This window comes from Abditibacteriota bacterium, from assembly GCA_017552965.1.
Taxonomy (GTDB): domain Bacteria; phylum Armatimonadota; class UBA5829; order UBA5829; family UBA5829; genus RGIG7931.
On record JAFZNQ010000101.1, the window covers coordinates 59,184 to 79,287 of the forward strand.

At 60.2% G+C, this 20,104-nt stretch carries 15 protein-coding genes; 3 read left to right on the top strand and 12 right to left on the bottom strand.

Going from position 1 to position 20,104, the window contains the following annotated elements:
• Entirely contained in the window at positions 1 to 594 is a 594-nt protein-coding gene (locus IK083_08710; protein MBR4749632.1) for an OmpH family outer membrane protein, read from the bottom strand.
• A gap of 73 nt (positions 595 to 667) precedes the next feature.
• Positions 668 to 3,040 (bottom strand): BamA/TamA family outer membrane protein, encoded by a 2,373-nt coding sequence (locus IK083_08715; GenBank protein ID MBR4749633.1) that lies wholly within the window; start codon positions 3,038 to 3,040, stop codon positions 668 to 670.
• Between the two features lie 185 nt (positions 3,041 to 3,225).
• Here IK083_08715 and purD point away from each other — a divergent pair, with 185 nt between their 5' ends.
• Entirely contained in the window at positions 3,226 to 4,494 is a 1,269-nt protein-coding gene (gene purD / locus IK083_08720; GenBank protein ID MBR4749634.1) for a phosphoribosylamine--glycine ligase, read from the top strand.
• Between the two features lie 354 nt (positions 4,495 to 4,848).
• Here the strand turns inward: purD and IK083_08725 are convergent, their stop codons facing one another.
• From IK083_08725 to miaA, 4 genes are read right to left on the bottom strand one after another with little or no spacing between them, the layout of a single operon-like run.
• Positions 4,849 to 5,529, bottom strand: coding sequence for a cytidylate kinase-like family protein (locus IK083_08725; GenBank protein MBR4749635.1), 681 nt, complete (start codon positions 5,527 to 5,529; stop codon positions 4,849 to 4,851).
• A gap of 13 nt (positions 5,530 to 5,542) precedes the next feature.
• Positions 5,543 to 6,439, bottom strand: coding sequence for a diaminopimelate epimerase (locus IK083_08730; protein ID MBR4749636.1), 897 nt, complete (start codon positions 6,437 to 6,439; stop codon positions 5,543 to 5,545).
• A gap of 1 nt (position 6,440) precedes the next feature.
• Complete coding sequence (hfq, locus tag IK083_08735) at positions 6,441 to 6,758, bottom strand: RNA chaperone Hfq (protein MBR4749637.1); 318 nt, start codon at positions 6,756 to 6,758, stop codon at positions 6,441 to 6,443.
• Positions 6,742 to 7,683: a tRNA (adenosine(37)-N6)-dimethylallyltransferase MiaA gene (gene miaA / locus IK083_08740; GenBank protein ID MBR4749638.1), complete on the bottom strand. Its 942-nt coding sequence runs from the start codon at positions 7,681 to 7,683 to the stop codon at positions 6,742 to 6,744. Before miaA ends, hfq begins: the two co-directional genes overlap by 17 nt.
• Positions 7,684 to 7,819: 136 nt before the next feature.
• On the opposite strand from miaA, the gene IK083_08745 reads away from it, so the two are divergent.
• The gene (locus tag IK083_08745; protein ID MBR4749639.1) at positions 7,820 to 9,061 is read left to right on the top strand and encodes an aminoacetone oxidase family FAD-binding enzyme; all 1,242 of its coding nucleotides are present in this window, start codon (positions 7,820 to 7,822) and stop codon (positions 9,059 to 9,061) included.
• On the opposite strand, the gene IK083_08750 is transcribed toward IK083_08745, so the two are convergent.
• Both IK083_08750 and IK083_08755 read right to left on the bottom strand, forming a co-directional pair.
• Positions 9,036 to 9,710 (bottom strand): HAMP domain-containing histidine kinase, encoded by a 675-nt coding sequence (locus tag IK083_08750; protein ID MBR4749640.1) that lies wholly within the window; start codon positions 9,708 to 9,710, stop codon positions 9,036 to 9,038. The two genes, IK083_08745 and IK083_08750, sit on opposite strands and share 26 nt — an antisense overlap.
• The gene (locus IK083_08755; GenBank protein ID MBR4749641.1) at positions 9,707 to 10,852 is read right to left on the bottom strand and encodes a glycosyltransferase; all 1,146 of its coding nucleotides are present in this window, start codon (positions 10,850 to 10,852) and stop codon (positions 9,707 to 9,709) included. Before IK083_08755 ends, IK083_08750 begins: the two co-directional genes overlap by 4 nt.
• 103 nt (positions 10,853 to 10,955) lie before the next feature.
• Between IK083_08755 and ligA the strand changes: the two genes are divergently transcribed.
• Positions 10,956 to 12,983 carry an NAD-dependent DNA ligase LigA gene (gene ligA, locus IK083_08760; protein ID MBR4749642.1) on the top strand — a complete coding sequence of 676 codons (2,028 nt, stop codon included), beginning with the start codon at positions 10,956 to 10,958 and terminating at the stop codon, positions 12,981 to 12,983.
• A gap of 115 nt (positions 12,984 to 13,098) precedes the next feature.
• On the opposite strand, the gene IK083_08765 is transcribed toward ligA, so the two are convergent.
• The 4 genes from IK083_08765 to IK083_08780 form a co-directional block, all read right to left on the bottom strand.
• Positions 13,099 to 14,112, bottom strand: a complete 1,014-nt coding sequence (locus tag IK083_08765; GenBank protein MBR4749643.1) for a hypothetical protein — start codon at positions 14,110 to 14,112, stop codon at positions 13,099 to 13,101.
• A gap of 337 nt (positions 14,113 to 14,449) precedes the next feature.
• A complete protein-coding gene (locus IK083_08770) occupies positions 14,450 to 16,702 on the bottom strand; it encodes a DEAD/DEAH box helicase (protein ID MBR4749644.1) in 2,253 nt (750 codons plus the stop codon).
• Entirely contained in the window at positions 16,699 to 18,027 is a 1,329-nt protein-coding gene (locus IK083_08775) for an ATP-binding protein (protein ID MBR4749645.1), read from the bottom strand. The genes IK083_08770 and IK083_08775 overlap by 4 nt, the downstream gene beginning before the upstream one ends.
• Positions 18,020 to 19,927 carry a TerB N-terminal domain-containing protein gene (locus IK083_08780; GenBank protein MBR4749646.1) on the bottom strand — a complete coding sequence of 636 codons (1,908 nt, stop codon included), beginning with the start codon at positions 19,925 to 19,927 and terminating at the stop codon, positions 18,020 to 18,022. The genes IK083_08775 and IK083_08780 overlap by 8 nt, the downstream gene beginning before the upstream one ends.
• Between the last annotated feature and the right edge of the window lie 177 nt (positions 19,928 to 20,104).

Genomic DNA, 20,104 nt, shown 5'->3' on the forward strand with positions numbered 1-20,104 from the left:
TTACAGACTGGCGGGCAGCTTGGCCAGCACGTCCTCTGTGACGTCAACGCCGCCGTAGAGCACGGCAGACTTCAGGACTATGACGGACAGCTTCTTTTCTGCCGCCACTGCCTCGCAGGCCTTGGCGATCTGAGCGTCCAGAGCCGCCTGCTTGGCCATGAAGAGCTCCTCCATGGTCTTGGTCATGGATTCCTTCACGTTCTCCAGGTTCGCAGCGCTCTTCTTCTGCATCTGGCTCAGCTCGTCTATGCGCTTTTTCTGCTCGTCACTGGGAGGATTGGCCTGAGACAGAGTGGTGTATTCGGCCTCTCTCTTTTTGTTCTCGTCCTGCAGCTCCTTGACTCTGGCGCCGGAGGCGTTCTTGGCAGACTCGCTGATGAGCTCGGACACCTCGTTTTCGGTGAGGAAAGGATTGTTCGTCCGGAGGGCCAGCTCACGTCTGACGTTCTGATCCGCCTCGCCCAGCTCGGCCATCAGGCTCTTGAAAAGAGGAGTGTCCTGCACCTTTTCTTCGTCAAACTTTCCTATGGTCTGACCCACAGCCGCGGCGGCGGCAAAGGCGAGCAGCAACACTGTGACAATGATCTTTTTCATGGTTATCTCCTTAGTATACGGGCCTCTGGAGGCCTTGTCCAAATATTATACGAAAATACGCTGTGATTGGTGTCTAAAACATGTGTCCCATGCTGAAATGGGCCTTGTTCCCTTCGTCGCCGAAGCCCCAGTCAAGCCTCAGGTTGCCTATGGGGGTGTTGAACCGGGCTCCCAGACCGTAGCCGTAATGGCCCTTGAAGGAGTAGTTCTGCTTCAGGTCCTTGTAGTTGATGGTCTCGCTGGAACCCCAGGCGCTGCCGTAGTCGAAAAAGGCCACCAGGGTAAAGTAGTCCAGTATGGGCTTTCTGTATTCCAGATTGGCAAACACCATCCTCTTGCCCCAGAACCGGTCCTCGGTGTAGCCTCTCACCGTGTCTGCGCCGCCCACGAAGAACTGTTCGAAGAAGGGCACTGTGCCGGATATGACGCCGCCCTTGACCCTCACGGCCACCACGCCTCTCCTGTCCTTGGAGGGATCGCCGGTGTATTCGCCGGGCACCTTGTTGCCGTCGGCGTCGGTCACCATGTATCTGGGCGCCCAGAAGTATCTGTATTCACCCTCCACCTTGGTAAAGTTGCCCTTCATGGGCACGTGCTTGAACACGTAGGGATACTCGGTGGTGGCGTATCTGGAGCCGTCCACGTGGCCGGCCTCCACGCTCACAGCCTGATAGCTGCCCTTGGTGGGAAGAGCGATGTAGTTGCGGGTGTCTCTCGTGAATTCCACCGTGGCGGAGGTGGTCTCGCCGTCCTGGATGATCTTCCACAGCTCGTCCTCCCTCAGCAGGTCGGGATTGGTGTTCACGTCGTCGTATTTCAGTCCCAGAGCCACGGAGCTGTGCTTGCCCATGGGCTTGGTAAAGGTCACCGAGGTGCCCTTGTGCCTTTCGTCGTAGTTGACGTCGCTGCCCAGAGAGCTGGAGCTGCTCCAGGTGCCCTTGTTGAAGCGGTATATCAGCTTGTTGTAGATGGACAGGGAGGCGGCGATCTTTTTGCCCAGGAGCCAGGGCTCGGTGTAATTGGCTTCCCAGCTGGCTCCGCCCTTGTAGCCGCTCCTGGTGCCCTGTTCCCACAGGAAGGACACGTTTCTGCCCATGCCCCGGAAGTTGGTGTCGGACACTCTGACCTGGCCCACCAGCTTCTGGCGGCTGGAATAGCCTACGCCCAGGTTCAGCTGGCCGGTCTTTTTCTCGGTGACGGGTATGGTGATATCGATGACCCCTTCCTGGTCCTCGGCTTCCTCGTATTCATATCTGCCGATAGTCTCAAAAAAGCCCAGGTTGTACAGGGTCTGATAGTCCTGATTCATGACCTCGGAGTTGAAGTAGTCTCCGGTCTTGAGGGTCATCTCTCTGGCTATGACGAAGGTCTTGGTCTTCTTGTTGCCGGTGAATTTGATGAGCCCCACTCTATAGACCACGATGGGTATATTCACGTCCACGGTGCCCAGATCTCTGGTCTCCACCACCTCGCCGGCCTCGTTTTTCACTTCCTCCACGTTGGGGATGATGACCTCGTCGTTCACGTCGATGGTGGCGTAGTAGCCCTTCTCGGCGTAGTGCTCCACTATGGCGTGATAGTCGCTGTTGAGATTGACGTCGTTCAGCACGTTGCCCGACCGGCTCTTCAGCAGAGCCTCCAGTTCCTCCACGGGGAGAGGACCGTTGCCTGTGATGACTATGCGATTGATCTTGGGGTTCTCCACCACGTCATAGGTAAGGACTATGCCGGCGGCGGTGGTCTCCTGCTTGTAGGTGACCGCTCCGAAAAAGCCCATGTTGTCCATGGCTTCGATGTCCTTCTGGACCAGTGTCAGATCCCAGGGATCGCCTATGCGGGTGGTAATGGTGGCCAATATCACGTCTGTATTGATGTTCTGGTTGCCGGTGATGACTATCTGAGCGACTCTCGGGCCGTGGTATTCCTCGGCGGGAGCGGCCTCTGCAGGCGCAGCCTCGGCGGGAGCGGCTTCTGCGGGAGCAGCCTCAGCGGGAGCGGCTTCTGCGGGCGCGGCCTCGGCAGGAGCAGCTTCGGCGGGGGTCTCCTCGGCGGGAGCGGCCTCGGCGGGAGCAGCTTCTGCGGGGGTCTCCTCGGCGGGAGCGGCCTCGGCAGGCGAAGCCTCGGCGGGAGTCTCTTCTGCAGGCGCAGCCTCGGCAGGGGCCTCCTCGGCGGGGGTCTCTTCCGCAGGCGCGGCTTCGGCGGGCGCCGCCTCGGCAGGAGCCTCTTCCGCAGGCGCAGCCTCGGCAGGGGCCTCCTCGGCGGGGGTCTCTTCCGCAGGCGCGGCCTCGGCGGGCGCGGCCTCGGCAGGAGCCTCTTCCGCAGGGGCAGCCTCGGCGGCTGCCGCCTCTGCAGGCGCCGCTTCACCGGGCGCCGCCTCCTGAGAATAACAGAAGCCGGAGACCAGCAGCAGTATAAAAATTAAGACGTATATTGGATATCTCTTCATACGGTACTCCATATAGCCGGATTTATTTCGTGATACACAATTTTATAATACACCAAAACAGGAAAAATATCAAGACAAAGCCTTATTTCCCGGGGCCCTTTTCCGCCCCTCGTCCGGGGCCTCTCGTGAGACTTTTTCCCCGATGTGCTATAATAATACTGTAACGACACACAGGGAGGTTCACAGTGAACGTTCTTATAGTAGGAAGCGGCGGCAGAGAGTGCGCCATGGCGCAGAAGTGCTCCGAGAGCCCCCTTCTTTCCCGGCTGTACACCCTGCCGGGCAACGCCGGCATGGAAAAATATTCCCGGCGTATCAAAGACGTGAAGGCGTCCGACATACCCGGCATAGTCGCCAAGGCCAAAGAGATCGGCGCCGATCTGGTCATAGTGGGACCCGAGACGCCCCTTATCGCAGGATTGGCCGACGCTCTCGAGGCCGAAAACATCCCCGTGTTCGGCTGCTGCAAATCGGCGGCCCGCATGGAGGGCAGCAAGAGCTTTGCCAAGAGCATCATGGAAAAATATCACATCCCCACGGCGGCCTGCCGGGTGTTCACCGACTCCGCCGAGGCAGTGAGCTACATCGACTCCATTGCCGGCGGGGACCCCATAGTCGTGAAGGCAGACGGCGAGGCGGCGGGCAAGGGCGTATTCGTGTGTCCCGACCCGGAGGACGCCAAAAAGGCGGCCCGCAGCATGCTGGACGACAGGCTCTTCGGCGATTCGGGCAGCCGCATCATCATAGAAGAATATCTGGACGGTCCCGAGACCACAGTGCTGTCCTTTGTGGACGGCGACGCCTTCGTGGTCATGCCTCCCTCCCAGGATCACAAGAGAGCCTTTGACGGAGACCAAGGGCCCAACACGGGCGGCATGGGCGTCTATTCCCCGGTGCCCGCCTACACCCCGGAGATATCCGCATTTGTCAATGAGCGCATCATAGGCGCCACCCTCCGGGCCCTGAAGGCCGAGGGCATCTGCTACAGGGGCGTGCTCTACACGGGCCTGGCCCTGACCTCCAAAGGCCCCAAGGTAGTGGAGTTCAACGTGCGCTTCGGCGACCCCGAGACCCAGGTGATACTGCCTCTGATGACCGGCGACTTTCTGGAGGCCTGCCTGCTGACAGCCACCGGCAGACTGAAGGAAGCCCGCATCACCTTTGCCGACAAAAAAGCCGTGTCCGTGGTCATGGCCTCCGGCGGCTATCCCGGCAGCTACGAGAAGGGCAAGCCCATCACCGGCATAGAGGAGGCGGAAAAGACCGCCCTGGTCTATCACGCCGGCACAGAGATCGCGGGCGGCCGGATCTGCACCTCCGGCGGCAGAGTGCTGAACGTCACCTGCCTGGGAGACACCTTTGACCAATGCATCGAAGACGTGTACAAGGCCGTGGGCAAGATCAGCTTTGACAAGTGCTTCTACCGCAAGGACATAGCCTGGCGGGTGAGATGACGGAATATGCGCTGCAGGGCGGCCCAGACGGGACCGCCCTGCAGTTTTTTGCGCGCCATCCCGCGTCATCCCGGAGACAGCTCCAACCCCCGCGTCATCCCGGCCGCCAATTCAGACGTCATCCCGGCCCCCCTTCCTCGGGGCCCCCTCCCACCCCGGGCCGGTCCGTGGCCGTGGCTCGCGGTCCTGTCAAAGGAGACTTCTTACCGGTGAGGGCCTGAGAAGCCCTCACCGCCGAAGTGACGTTTGATTTGGACGGGACAAAAGCAGCACACCCGCCGAAGGATCGGCGGGAGCGTCTGTCCGGATGCGTCCGGGGAAATGCTTATATATTCTGAAGGGCGGCCCGGCGCCTTACAGCAGGTAGTCCGCGTATTTGATCTTCAGCTTGGCCTCGTGCTGGGCAAAGGCCAGCCTGATGAGCTGGCTGGCGTCGTCCTTGGTCAGCCGGTTCATATTCAGCTGCAGGTCAAAGGGAAAGGTGTCCACCTTGTCCTTGCCAAAGGCCTTCACCAAAAAGTTCCTTCTGTCCCGGTCGGCGACCTTCAGGCTCTTTTCGGCTTCTTCGCGGGTCATATTCTCAAACTTGATCATATTCTCCGTCCGCACGCCAAAGGGCGCGTCTATCCTGACGTGCAGGGCGTTGGGCACGATGAAGTTGGCGCCGCGGCCTATGATGATGGCCTTGTTGGCCGCGCATATGGCCCAGATGGTGCGGGCCAGCTGCCGGGTATAGACCATGCCGCCCAGAGTGGTGTCTCCAAACAGGCTGTATGCGTAGGACGAGGCTTCGTCAAGGTGCTTTTCGTCTATCACCCTGAAGATCTCCTTTTGTATATTGGCGTCCTTGGCCAGGGACAGCAGCAGATTGCGGTCCCACACGGTCCAGCCCATATCCTCCGCCAGCCTCTGAGCCACGATGGACGCGCCGCTGCCGGTGGTCCTGGAGATAGTGATGATCTTCAGATTGGCGGGGTTAAAGTTCAGCTCTTCGCTGTTTTTCAGTATGCTCTTGGTGTCGATGGTGTCCGTCATAAGCGGCCTCCCCTCAATTGATCCAGCCTTTCAGCCAGCGCTCCAGCCTTTCGGGAGGCACTTCTCCCTCATAGACTGTGGCGGCGGGCCCGGTCATATACACGTTGCCGTCCTCGGCCCATTCTATCTGCAGGTCGCCGCCGGCGAGATGCAGGTTCACCTTGCGTTCGGTCCTGCCGTTGAGTATGGCCGCCACGGCGGAAGCGCAGGCTCCTGTGCCGCAGGCCAGGGTCTCGGCGGCACCTCTCTCCCAGACCCTCATGAACACGTTGTCCCTGTCGGGGATCTGTACAAATTCCACGTTGGTCTTTTTGGGAAACAGGCTGTGCCGTTCCAGGGCGGGTCCCCACTCTGTCAGGCGGATGTCGTTGATGTCGTCCACTATGGTGACGCAGTGAGGGTTGCCCATGTTGACGCAGGTCACGGCAAATTCTCTGCCGCAGGCCTCCACGGGGAAGCCCAGGACCTTGTCGGCCTCCGGGGTGCCGGCAAAGGGTATCTCTTTTGCTGACAGACGGGGAGCGCCCATGTTCACTCTGACGGAGCGGCAGACGCCCTCCGCCACGTCGAGATCCACGTATTTGATCCCGGCCAGGGTCTCCACCGACAGACGGGTAGAAGTTGACATTCCGCAGTCATATATATATTTGGCAAAGGTCCTGATACCGTTGCCGCACATCTCCGCCTCAGTGCCGTCCGGATTGAACATCCTCATGCGGAAATCGCATATCACCGAGGGATACACCAGTATGGTGCCGTCGCTGCCTATGCCGAAATGCCTGTCGCAGGCTCCCCGGGCGATATTGCTCTGCTCCGAGTCGGAAAAGTGGCGCTCGGTGCAGTCTATTACGACAAAATCATTGCCTATGCCGTGCATCTTCACGAATTTGAGTCCGGATGCGCAGCTCATATTATTCTCCGCAGCCTTCCTTGGCTTCGCAGCAGCCCTCTCCGGCCTCTCCGCCTTCCTTGCATTCCTTGCCTTCGTCACAGCAGCAGGGCTCGTTGAGTCCGGTGATGTTTTCCTTGGGCACCACGGACACGATGGCGTGCTTGTACACCAGAGTCCAGGGCTTGCCCGGCATCTGTTCGAGGATCACGGTAAATACGTCAAAGCCCTTGACCAGTCCCTTCAGGGATACGCCGTTCTGCAAAAAAATAGTGACGGGAATCTTTTCTTTTCTCGCGCAGTTCAGATACTGATCCTGCAAATTATAGCCTGACTTCATCTTCGAGTCTCCTTATTATTTCTTCCGCCGCAGTGCGCGGCGAATGTTTTTCCATATCTATCCATATGATGCTTTTTTCCCGGCCAAACCAGCTGATCTGCCTTTTGGCCAGATGCCGGGTGGCGGTCCTGATGTTTTCCGCGGCTGTCTCCAGGGAGCATTCGCCCCTGAGATACTCGGCCATTTCCTTGTAGCCTATGGCCTGCAGCGCTGTGACGGACCCCCGGGACATGAGCAGCCGGGCTTCGTCCTCCAGTCCCTCCGCCAGCATCCGGTCCACCCTCTCGTTGATGCGCCGGTAAAGGTGCGCCCTGTCCATGGTCAGGCCAAAGCGCAGGGAGCGCAGGGCCTTCCGGCGGGCGTTGGGCCGGGCAAAGACCTCCGTGGCAGTCCTGCCGGTCTGCTTCATGATCTCTATAAGCCTCAGCACCCTGCGGGGGTTTTGCGCGTCGGTCCTCGCGTATATCTCCGGGTCCGTCTGCCGCAGCAGCTCCCGCATATAGTCCGGGCCTTTTCTGCGATACACCCGCTCCACCAGGCTCCTCACCCGGGGGTCGCATTGGGGCACGTCGGAATCCAGGCCCTCCAGAGCCGCCTTGATATACAGGCCGCTGCCGCCGCACAGTATGGGCAGGAGCCCCCGCGAGCGGATGTCCTCCAGGGCCCGGCAGGCGTCGGCCTCGTATTGTCCGGCGTTGTATTCCTCCTCCGGCTCCACGCAGTCTATCAGGTGAAAGACGGCGCGGCTCTGCTCCAGGGCGTCGGGCTTGGCCGTGCCCACGTTCATGTATTTGTACACGGCCATGGAATCGGCGGAGACTATCTCCCCCTTCAGCCGGGCGGCCAGCTCTATGGCCACAGCGGTCTTGCCCGATGCGGTAGGTCCTTCTACCGTCAGGACGTCGATGACATTTCCGGTGTTCATTTATTTCATTATAATAGTATTTTGCTGTCAAGTCAAGACTTTGCAAAAAAATATCCATGTTCCCGGGCCGGGTTGCCGGTCCTTCTATACGGTGTGGTATAATGATGTATGTAACCGCCACAGTGGGGAGAAGAGCTTGAATACAGTCATAGTCATAGGAGGCGGCGCTTCGGGGCTTGTTGCCGCCGCTGCCGCCGCAGAAGCGGGAGCCAAAGCCGTGCTGCTGGAAAAAAACAGCGCCTGCGGCAAAAAGCTGAACATCACCGGCAAGGGCAGAGGCAACATCACCAACACGGCCGACGCCGACGCCTTCGTGGAGGCCTTCGGCAAAAACGGCCGGTTCCTCTACTCCGCCTTTTCGGTCTATTTCCGGGACGAGCTGCTCCGGGACCTGAAGGCTCTGGGAGTGGACACAGTCACCGAAAGAGGCGGCCGGATATTTCCCGCGGCCCAAAAGGCCTCGGTGGTCACCGGCGCTCTGGTCCGCCGCTGCTCGGCAGCCGGAGTCCGCATCAGGACCGGCACCAAAGCCCTGTCCATAGACGTGAGTGACGGACGGGTCCGGGGCGTAGGAGTCTTCGGCGGGGTCATGCGCTGCGACGCGGCGGTGGTCGCCACCGGAGGCCTGTCCTATCCCGCCACCGGCTCCACCGGCGACGGCTACGGCTTTGCCCGGGCAGCGGGACACACCGTGACGGCTCTGAGGCCTTCGCTGTGCGGCATAGTGTGCCGGGAAAAATGGCCCGCCTCCGTCAGCGGCCTCACTCTGAAAAACGTGACCTGCTCCCTGCTGGACGCCGGGGGCAAAGCCATAGCCTCCGAGACGGGAGAGCTGCTCTTCACCCACAAGGGGGTGTCCGGCCCCGTCATTCTCACTCTGTCCGGCAGGGTGGCAGACAGCTCCGGGCCTCTGCGCCTGTCCATCGACCTGAAGCCCTGGCTCACCCGGCAGGAGCTGGAAGAAGAGTTTCGCCGGGAGTTCACCGGCAAGGGCCGCCTCCGCAGCTGGCTGGACAAGCATCTGCCCCGCTCTCTGGCGGGCCTGATGCCCGACCTCTCCGGGGTCTCCGACCGGCCTCTCTCCTCAGTGACCTCCGCCGACCGGCGGGCCCTGGCAGACGCCGTCAAGGGCCTGACCCTGACAGTAGCGTCTCTGTGCCCCATGGAGGAAGCCATCATCACCAGAGGAGGAGTGGTCCTGGGCGAGATAAACCCCGGGACCATGGAGTCCAAGCGGGTCGGCGGTCTCTATTTTTGCGGAGAAGTGCTGGATATAGACGCCAGGACAGGAGGCTACAATCTCCAGGCCGCCTTCAGCACCGGCTACGTGGCCGGCGTCTCCGCCGCCCGTCTCAGGCAAGAGGGACCAGCAGAGTAAACCGGCTGCCCTCTCCCACCCGGGACTCCACCCGGATGCTGCCGCCCATGGCGGAGAGCAGCTCTCTGGTCAAAAACAGCCCTATGCCTCTGCCGTCCGTGTGGAGAGGGGCGTCCAGCCTCTCGCCCAGAGCAAATATCTTCTCCAGATCCTCGGGAGCTATGCCGCTGCCCCTGTCCGTCACGGTCACAAAGCCACAGTCCTGCTCCCGGCCGCAAGTCACGGTGATCTCGCTGCCCCGGGGGGAATATTTGGCGCTGTTGGCCAGCAGGTTCAGCAGGGCCTGGCACAGCTTGTCCCTGTCGGCCCTGACGGTCACGGCCGCGGGAGTATCCACCGCCAGCTCATGGCCGGGCCAGGCTACGCGGTGCACGGAGACCGCGTGGCCGCACACCTCCCTCAGGTCAAACTCGGAGAGCTCGGCCCCGATGGGCTGCCCTTTGCTGAGCCGGGCCATGCTCCTGATCTCTCCCGTGAGCCTCAGGAGCCGGGAGGCTTCCTGCCTGATGACCCGGACGGCCTCATCCTTTTCCTCCGGAGAAGCATCCTTTTCCAGCGCTATATCGGCGTAGCCGCCGATGGCCGTCAGAGGCCCCGCCATTTCGTGGAGCACCCAGTCCAGCAGGGTGTTGTGCTCGGCTCTTTTCATTGTTCCCTCACCCTCTTTTCCAGCGTGGACCGGTAAAATGCCTCGTAGCGGTCCAGCATGCCGTCTATGGAAAAGTTGACGGCGTGTTCCGCCGCCCTCCGGGACATCTTGCCCCGCAGCTCCTCATTGTCCAGCAGGACCCGTATCCTGCCGGCAAAATCCCCGGCCTTGTTGTCCGTGAGGAAGCCGGTGGTGTTTTCCACTATGTTTTCCGGCACGCCGCCCGCCCTCACTGCCACCACCGGCAGACCGGCGGCCTGGGCCTCGCACACGGCCAGTCCCTGGGTCTCGGTGACTGAGGGAAACGCGAATATGTCGCCGCAGCGCAGATAGTCGTATATCCGGCTGTTGTCCACCATGCCCGTAAAGACGTATCTGCCGCCCCCGGCAGCGGCCTGCCGCTTCATATGCTCCAGATAGGGTCCGCCGCCTATGACCAGCAGTGTCAGGTCGGGATAGTCGGCCTGCAGGCCGGCGTAGGCTTCGGTGAGGAGGTCCAGATTCTTTTCCCTGGCCACCCGGCTCATATACACCAGCACCCGGCTCTCCCGGGGTATCCCCAGGCTTTCCCTCATATCCCCGGCGCCGGGCTCCCCGGGAAGGCGGATGCCCGTGGGGATGATCCTGATCTCCCTCTTGACTCCGTAGCCCATGAGCTCCACCTTCATCATGGCGGAGGGAGTGGCCACGGCGTCACAGGAGGAATAGAATCGGGCCAGATATTTTTTCACCGCGCAGGCGGCCAAAGGCCCGGGAGCAAAGGGCACGTAGTGCACGTATTCGGGATACAGAGTGTGGGAAACGCTGACAAAGGGGACGCCCAGCTTCCGGGCGATGCTCCGCCCGCGGAAGCCGTATAAAAAGGGTATCTGGGCGTGAATGACGTCGGGGCCTATGCCCTTGAGCATATCCTCCAGGCCCGCCAGACCGGCAGGAGAAGGCAGAGGATAATCCTTCGCCGCCTTCAGAATGAGGGAGCCGGTGCGCAGGACGCCTTCCCCGTCAGCGGCGTCGGGATGGTCCGGCGCTATGACCGTCACCCTGTGGCCCCGGGCAGTCAGCCCGCGGAACAGGATGTCTGTGGACGCGCTGACGCCGTTGATGACCGGAAAATAGCTCTCCGACAAAATAGCGATATTCATCCTGACCTCCCGAAATAACTGCAGGGCAACTTGAAATAAGGTGTCAAATATAATTATAATTTATATGGCACTGTTTGTCAATTCAGCCTATCAAGGAGCCCATATGACACCTGCAGAACGAGCCCGGCAGCTGACGGCCGCCATAGAGCAGGCCAACAAGGAATACTATCAGGAAGACAGCCCCACCCTCTCGGACGCCGAATACGACGCCCTGATGCGGGAGCTTGCCGCCCTGGAGGCGGAGCACCCGGAGCTGGCGGACCCCTCCTCCCCCACCCGGCGGGTAGGAGCCGCTCCCAGAGAAGGCTTTGGCGAGGTGGTCCACCTGACCCCCATGCTCAGCCTGTCAAACATATTCTCCAAGGAAGAGTTTTTGGCCTTTGACGCCTCCCTCAGGAGGGTGCTGGCTTCAGACGAGCCCATAGAATACATCTGCGAGCTGAAGTTTGACGGGCTGGCAGTGTCCGTCACCTACGAAAACGGCCTCCTTATCAGGGCGGGCACCAGAGGCGACGGCAGCGTGGGCGAGGACATCACGGAAAACGCGCGCACCATCCGCAGCATCCCTCTCAAATGCGACGCTGAGGACTTTCCTCCCCTGATGGAGATCAGGGGCGAGGTGATCCTGACCCACCGGGAGTTCGCCCGGATCAACCGGGAGAGAGAGGAGACCGGCGAGCAGACCTTTGCCAACTGCCGCAACGCCGCCGCCGGCTCGCTCCGGCAGCTGGACCCCCGGGTGACGGCCCGGCGCCGGCTGATCATGTTTTGCTACGGCACCGTGAGCCCGGAGGGGACCGGCTTTGAGACCCAGAGCGAGGCCATGGAGACCTGCCGCCGCTGGGGCTTCAACGTGAATCCCGACTACAGGGTGTGCCGGACCCCCGAAGAGGTGCTGGACTACATCGACTACATAGAGGAGCGCAAGAAGACCCTGCCCTACGACTGCGACGGCATGGTGATCAAGGTCAACAGCGTGGCTCTGCAAAACGAGATAGGCTTTGCAGCCCGCAGCCCCAAGTGGGCCACCGCCTACAAGTTCCCGGGGCTCCAGGCGGAAACGGTGCTGGAGGACATAGAGCTGCAGGTAGGCCGCACCGGAGCCATCACCCCCGTAGCGGTGCTGTCCCCCGTCCGCCTGTCGGGCGTGGTCATCAAAAAGGCCACCCTGCACAATCAGAGCGAGATAGACCGCAAGGACATACGCATAGGCGACACTGTGATAGTGCAGCGGGCCGGCGAGGTGATCCCCGAGGTGGTGAGGTCGGTGAAGGAAAAAAGAGGCCTGCTGCAGACTCCCTTCGTGATGCCCGACTGCTGCCCCGTGTGCGGCAGCCCGGCTGAACGGGACATCCTGTCCGTCAGGGACGGGACGCCCGAATACGGAGCCGTGCTGAGGTGCAACAACCCCCGGTGCCCCGCCCAGCAAAAGGCAGCCATAGAGCACTTTGTATCCAAGGGAGCCATGGACATAGACGGCCTGGGACCCATGGTCATAGACAAGCTGCTGCAAAAAGGGCTCATTGCCGACCCTTCGGACATATACCGCCTGACGGCGGAAGATCTGGCCGGACTATACAAGAGCGGGCAGAAGTCGGCGGAAAACCTGATCAGGGCCATCGACGGATCCAGGCATCCCGAGCCGGGCAGATTCATATACGCTCTGGGCATCAGGCACGTGGGTGAAAAAACGGCGGAGATACTGGCGGACAGATTCAAGACTATAGGGGCCCTGGCGGAGGCCTCCGCCGGGGAGCTGGCCCTCATACCGGACATAGGAGACACGGTGGCGGGCAGCATCTACGGCTTTTTCCGCAACCAAAGCAGGCTGGACTTCATAGAACGGCTGCTGGCCGCCGGGGTGAGCCCCCGGGAGCCGGAGGAAAAGGAGATCAACGAGAGCCTGGCCGGAAAGACCCTGGTCTTTACCGGCTCCCTGACCCGGTTTACCCGCTCCGAAGCCGAGAGCATGGTGCGCAAGGCGGGAGGCAAGGCCTCTTCCTCGGTGAGCAAAAACACCTGGATGGTGGTAGCGGGCCCCGGAGCCGGCAGCAAGCTGGACAAGGCCCGGGAACTGGGGGTGCAGGTGCTGTCGGAAGAAGAATTCCTGCGCCTGATGGGCAAAGAATAGCGCGCGGCCCTGTATGGCTGCAGCCTTTTGCGCGTGCAGTCAGATTATTCCACGGCGTTGAGCCTGCGTCATTCCCGGCCGCCACCTCGCTCCTTATTCAGGTCCGGCAGCTTTATCACTCCGGATAAACAGGCTCCACAGAGGTATTCGTATCCATATCCCATGCTTTGTGCGGATACAGATCTTCTGTCGTCACTTTGCCGTTGTGCCAGATCACGGAACCGTTTACCTTGGCTATTCCATATTCAAAAGAGGTCTTTTTTATATTCATGTTTTTATCGCAGTCCTTTTTTTTAAGCTTTACGCGCCAATGGGTGATATAGCCGTCTTGGTATTCTATCCGCACTATGTTGTCGGTGAGGATCCTGCCGGATGCAATTGGAAGCAGCTTCCCCCAGGCTTCGCTGGTAAATAGTGACCCGCAAAAAGCTTTGGGATAAAAATCCGATTCCATCCCCCCTTTTTTACTGCTGATATACTCCACCCCTATATCTGAAAGAACTATGTATCCCTTCTTCGTTTTCTTTACGTCAAGGAGAGAGCCCCTGTCCGAGACCCACACCAGTCTGTTTTTGTCTTTGAGAACCTGAAGGTGCTTTTTAAAGCCGAGATCATCAAGATCGACAGCCCACCGCAACAATGACCTGGGGTCTTTTTCGTATCCTATAGCAGCCTCGTGAATATCATATTTTTCAAGCATGAACCCGCCTTTAAATTTCGATGTTTCCGATAGTTTGTATTTTCGCGCAAAGGCCTTCGGGGCGTAAAGATACTCGTCCATAAAATGATTGCGTATTGGTTTATGAAATTCGGATAACACTATCCCGCCGGTATTCAACAACGTTCCGTTGCCAAAATTGACAGTATGCCTGAATACAGTATATTTGTTGAACCTCAGGACTTCGGTCGTGTATCTTCTCAAATCCGGAACATTCTTTTTTGAGATATACCTCAGTTTGTATTTTTCAAATCCTCCCGGAGAGAAGTAGATCGCCCTGTCTCTTGTGTACGTAAATATAGCTTCCCAAAAGGTTTGTCGCATATTGTTGGGGCTACTAAACCCGGTAGCCCACATAAGGAGAACTATCAAAAGCCAGACGCCTATGACCACAATCACTTTTCTTTTCACTGATTTTCTCCGTAAACAATAATTTTAAAATTGGCAGGAAACAGCTTGTCTCCGGAAATAGTTTTTTCGGTAATGCCATCCAGTGTTTTTGCGGGTATCTCTGCAATACCATTATAGCACAAAGAGAGGGCAAATGAAGAAGGCCGAGCATGTTTGGCACACCATCGGAGCGGTGTGAGCCCCCGGGAGCTGGGAATAGAGGTGCTGTCGGAAGAAGAATTCCTGCGCCTGATGGGCAAAGAATAGCGCGCGGCTGTGCCGCGCGCCCTGATATCACACGCCTTCCGGGGTCCCGCGGCCTTTTTGCGGCTGCGGGACCCCGGTCCGGTATGGCTCTTTATTCTCCGGCGGCGGGTCCCGCAAAGCGTTTCCATTCCAGGATGCGCCGCTTCATGCCTTCGATGTCCAGTATCCCGCAGGCAAAGCCCTTCCTGACCAGCTCCTCGGGCAGATATTCGTCGTATTTTTCGAACACGGGTATCTCCTTGGGATACACCAGCTCCAGGGGATCAAACTCCTTGCCGGCCTCTTCGGTGACTATCCGGTAAAAATCCGCCTCCCCCGCCTGCATGGTAAACTGCATATAGTAGGGGCGGGAGCTCTCCAGTCCCTTGAGTCCCAGCCGCTGCGCGCAGCGGAGCTTCAGAAACCGTTCCATGGCCAGGAAGGGATAGGTGCCCACCCAGGGAAAGAGGGCCCACATTTTGCCGCCCAGGCTGATGAGGGGGCGCTCCGCCATACCCGACCTGCGGAAAGTGTCTCTGGCTTCGGCGAGACGGTACCGGGCCCGGGACATCAGGTAGGGGTATTCTTTGTCCTCGGTAAGCACCCGGTACATCCGTTCCAGAATGCGGGTGTGTATATCTCCCGCCACGTCTCCGAAGTAGGCGGGTATGTTGCCCTTGACCGGCGAGGCGTAAACCGCCAGGCGCTTGTGGTCGATATCCTCCACCACCCAGACCCGTCCGGCGATAGCTATCTTGTCCCCCACGGGAGGCGGCTTCACTATGGTGCCCAGCTGCTCCGAGCCGGAGCGCACAGTGTATTCCACGTTTTCCCGGAACACCGCGTAAAACTTGTAGTTGTTCACCACCCTCTCGCCAGTGAGGCCCATTATGAGCCCTCCGTTTTCGGTGCGGGCCGCGTGGTCCGTCTCCAGCAAATGCCGGAGGAGCAGGCGGTAGTCCTCCTGTGTGACCCGGCGGAAGCAGGAGAGGGTCAGCACCCGGCTGGCCAGCTCGGCGGGAGTCATCTCTCCGTGAGAGGCCAGGGTGCTCATGGTCTGGTGGTAGAGCAGACTGTAGGGCAGCCGGTCCAGCCGGGGCGGCTCCACAAAGCGGTCCTCTATGTAGCTCTGGACCAGGGCTATGCCCTGTATGAGATACCAGGGGATGCTGTCCGGGGTCATGGCCCGGGCCTCCTGGTGGTCTTCACGCATCACGAACCACATTTCCGACGGGGCGTCCCGGCGGCCGGTGCGTCCCAGCCGCTGCAAAAAGCCGGACACGGTAAAGGGGGCGTCTATCTGAAAAGCCCGTTCCAGCCGGCCTATGTCGATGCCCAGCTCCAGAGTGGCGGTGGCGCACACGGACTGGGCCGACTCGTCATCCTTCATATCCTCTTCGGCGCTCTCCCTATAGGAGGCGGACAGATTGCCGTGGTGTATCAGGAATCTGTCCGGCTGGCCCGTGGCTTCGCAATACTGCCTCAGGCTCTGGCACACGCCTTCGCATTCCTCCCGGGAATTGGTGAAGATGAGGCACTTTTTGCCCCGTGTGTGCTCGAATATATAGCCGTAGCCCGGGTCTGCAGCCTTGGGCGCCCTGTCCGTGGGCTTTTCCATGGGGGGCGTTCCCGGGGGGACGGGCATGTCCTCATCGGCCTGGGGGTCCTGCTTGTAGAAGTGCTCCATGGACAGGCGCCACACCTCTTTGCCCCCGTCAAACTCGGGTATCACTACTCCCCTGCCGCTGCCCTCCGACATAAACCGGCCTGCCAGCCGGGGGTCTCCTATGGTGGCGGAAAGGCCTATGCGCCTGGGGTCGCAGCCGGCCAGCCGGCAAAGCCTTTCTATGAGACAAAAGGTCTGGAGCCCCCTGTCCGCCCTCAGCAGGGAATGGATCTCGTCTATGACCACAAAGCGCAGGTCGCCGAACAGGGAGGGCACCTCCATATGCTTGTTGATCAGCAGGGACTCCAGAGACTCAGGAGTGATCTGCAGTATGCCGGAGGGCTTGCGGAGCAGCTTGCGCTTTTTGGACCGGGCGGCGTCGCCGTGCCACTTGGTGACGGCGATGCCCTGCTCCTCGCACAGCTCGCCCAGGCGTTCAAACTGATCGTTGATCAGGGCCTTCAGGGGCGCGATATACAGTACTCCCACCGTCCGGGAGGGCTCCTCCTCCAGCAGGGTCAGGATGGGGAAAAAGGCCGCCTCCGTCTTGCCGGAGGCCGTGGAAGCGGTGAGCAGCACGTTTTTGTCCGTGCCGAATATGGCGTCGCCGGCGGCGTTCTGCACCGCCCTCAGGCTCTGCCAGCCGGAGCGGTAGATGTAGTCCCTGATAAAGGGAGCGTAGCGTTCAAACACGTTCATACCGTAAACTCCGCAAAGCCCGCCTCTTTTTCGTCGGACACCGCTTCCGACTCCGCAAAGCCGAATTCGCCGGAATTCAGCAGATGTGACGCGTCTTTGGAGGGATCCTGATACAGGATGTCCAGCAGCTCTATGAAGTCCCGTATCACTTCCCGGGGAGTGATGTTGGTATCCGCGCCGATCCTGGCGTATTCGATCCTGATGAATTCGGCCAGGTCCTCCGTGGTGATCCGGGCGTCGTAGCCGAACAGGGAGGAATGCATCAGAGACAGCTTTTCGCACAGCACCAGCATCTCCTCCGCCGTCAGCGGGTCCAGACGGATCACCGGAGCCAGCATATCCCGGGCGCCGGGAGCGGAAAAGCGCCCCTCGCCCAGGCGGGAACGCAGGGCCTCGTAGCTATAGACGCCCCGGCGCTTGTCCTCCAGGGCCTGGGGAGTGATGCCCATGATGATGCCTATGTATTTTGCCTTGCCCTGCAGGGCGTCGTTGTACATGGCCAGCAGCTTCTCGTAGTTGTACTGCCGGGTGACGGTGTGGGGGATCTTGTATATGTTCACCAGCTCGTCTATCATGATCATCATGCCCGCATAGCCGGCCAGCCGGAAAAACAGGGCAAAGATCTTCAGATAGTCGTACCAGTCCTCGTCGGTGATGATGATATTGACTCCGAGAGCCTCCCTGGCCTCGCTCTTGGTGGAGTATTCGCCCCTGAACCAGCGGGCCACGTTGGCCCGGGTCTCGTCGTCGCCGCTCAGATAGGCCCGGTAATAGGCCGAGAGGAGCCGGGCGAACTCAAAGCCGTGCACCAGCTCGCTGACAGACGCGGTGACGGCGTAAATCTTCCGGTCGGTGGCCTCCGCCAAAGCGGGATCCCCGGGCGTGAGCCCCGTCTCCTGCAGGGCTTCGTTCTGCACGGCGTTGATCCAGCGGTCCAGCAGCAGCGTCAGGGCGCCGCCCTCCGGCTTGGTCTTGGTGGACAGGTTGCCTATGAGCTCCCGGTAGGTGGCCAGGCCCTGACCCTTGGTCCCCTGGAGCCGGCGTTCGGGGGACAGATCCGCGTCCGCCACTATGAAGCCCCGGTCCATCACGTAGTTGCGTATGGTCTGCAGGAGAAAGCTCTTGCCGCTGCCGTAGCGGCCCGTGATAAAACGGAAGGACGCTCCGCCCTCCGCTATGATATCCACGTCCCGCAGCAGGGCCTCGATCTCCTTTTTCCTGCCCACCGCGATGTAGGGCAGGCCTATGCGGGGCACCACCCCTCCCTTCAGGGAGTTCAGCACGGTCTGGGAAATCCGTCTGGGTATCTTTTTTTCTTCAGTCATCAGTCATTCCTCCAAGATATCGTTCTATGTCTTCGGCGTAGTCTTCCACCAGGATCAGCACGTCCCCTTCGCAGAGAACGGCCGTATCCCCTATCTCGTCATACAGGGCCTCGTTGATGTCGTCGGCCACCACCGAGGGCAGCAGGCCCTCGGCCCTGATGATATCCCCGGGGTCTTCCCCGGCCAGCAAGGCCCGGAGTATCCGCAGCTGAGCGCTGTCCGGCCCGGTCTCCTCCGGCTCGTCTTCGGTCCCGGAGTCCGCGGGTCCGTCGGGGTCGGCGGCTCCGGCGGCGGCCTCCTGCTCCCTTTCTTCCTCTGTCAGCAGCCGCTCCCGGGTCTCGGCGGCGTCCCGGCGTATGTTGTCCAGCCCGGACAGGTCCACCCGAACGCGGTCTATGGCGGCCTGCCTTTCCGCCTGTATATCCTCTGCGACAGCCGCGTCTATGAAGGGCGCGGCCCATTGGTCCGGAGTCTCGTCCTTCAGATACTTCCCCGTTTTCAGATACAGGCGCAGACGGCGGTCGGTCTCCCGGAGCAGGCTCTTCAGCTTGTTGAGTCGGAAAAAGGAACGGTGCCAGCAAGACACACGCCACAGACCGTTTTTTCTGAAGAAGCTCCGGCCCTCGTTCAGCGTGTATTCCATGTCCGGCACGTCAGAGGGATATTCTCTGCTCACGCCTCCCTTCAGGTTCACAGACCAGCCCTTTTTGCGCCGGTCCTCCGGCACCTCCGACATGGGATAATACAGCGCATTTTCAAGAGGCGTCCATCTGACAGGCCTTCTTGGGCCGAAGCAGACCGTAAAGGCGTCCTTCAGGAGCTCCTGCCCGGCGCAGGCCTTCCGCCACACCCGGCAGAACAGCCGCCTGCCTTTTTCGGGGAAAAGGGCCGCCGGAGACGACGCGTATCTGTTTCCGCCGAAATTCACCAGAGCCGCAAACACCTCTTCGTCGGAATGGATCTCCGGAGAGCTGAGAGCCGCCAGATGCAAGTCGTCTTCCTGAGAAAAAGGATAATCCGTAGCCGGGGCAATGCCGTGTATGACGGCGTATTCCCAGACCCAGCGGCGCAGGTTGAGACCCATACCGGCTCTTCCGATACCGCCTTCCACAAAGCGGGCCTTGAACTCCAGCAGCTTGCGATAACAGTCCTCCGGCGTATCCCCTCCCACACAGTTCAGGAGCTCATATACGTAGAGGTAGGCGGCAGATTCGGAGATGTCGTCATATTTCCCCCTGCGGACGGCGGCCCGCCAGGTAAAATACCCCCGGAGCTGCCGGTCGGTCATATCGTTGTAGGTGGGATAATAGCTGTTGAAGTCGCCTTCCCAGGGGCAGTCGTCCTCATAGTCCTTCATAAACACGGCCTGCCTGTAAAAGCGCTCGGCCTTGCCCTGGGGCGACCGGTCAAGCACCATGATGCGGCGCATCTGCCTGATGCGTTCGGGCGTGGCCTCCCGGGGATCCCGGGAGGGGCTATAGACGCTGTCGGCAAAAGGGATGGGAATGTCGCTGTATTTGCGCGAGGGAGACCGGTGGTCTATGACGATGGTGCTGCCGGAATGAGGCTGCAGGGCCAGAGCTTTGTCCAGCAGACGAAACACAGGCCCGCTGTCCGTGATCTTGTCCAGCGGGATGCTGATCCACTTGGTGCCCCGGGTCCGTTCGGGCAGGGAAAAGAGGGCCTTCTCCTCGGGAGACAGGGCGTCGGCGTTGCATTTCAGGTCGCAGCTCACCACTTCGGCGCCGGTCTTGCCGTCTCTTCTGCGCACAAACACGGCGACCCAGTGTCCGGTGTCAGGATGACTGAGCACCGAAAAACCGGGGACGCCGTCCCATCTTACGTCCTCGCGGACGTGGTATTTTTGCGCGGCATAATCCGTCAGATCGGATATTGTCATGAACGCGCCTCCTTTATATGATGCTGCCAGTCCTCCCGCAGGAGCCGGACAGACCCGCAGCAGAGACCGCGGCGGGATACTTATACCATTATATCACATTCCCGTCCATCGAATCAAGTGTAAATGCAAGAATAAAAGTCACAAAATATCCACGCGTCTCATGCCGGCATGACTGCG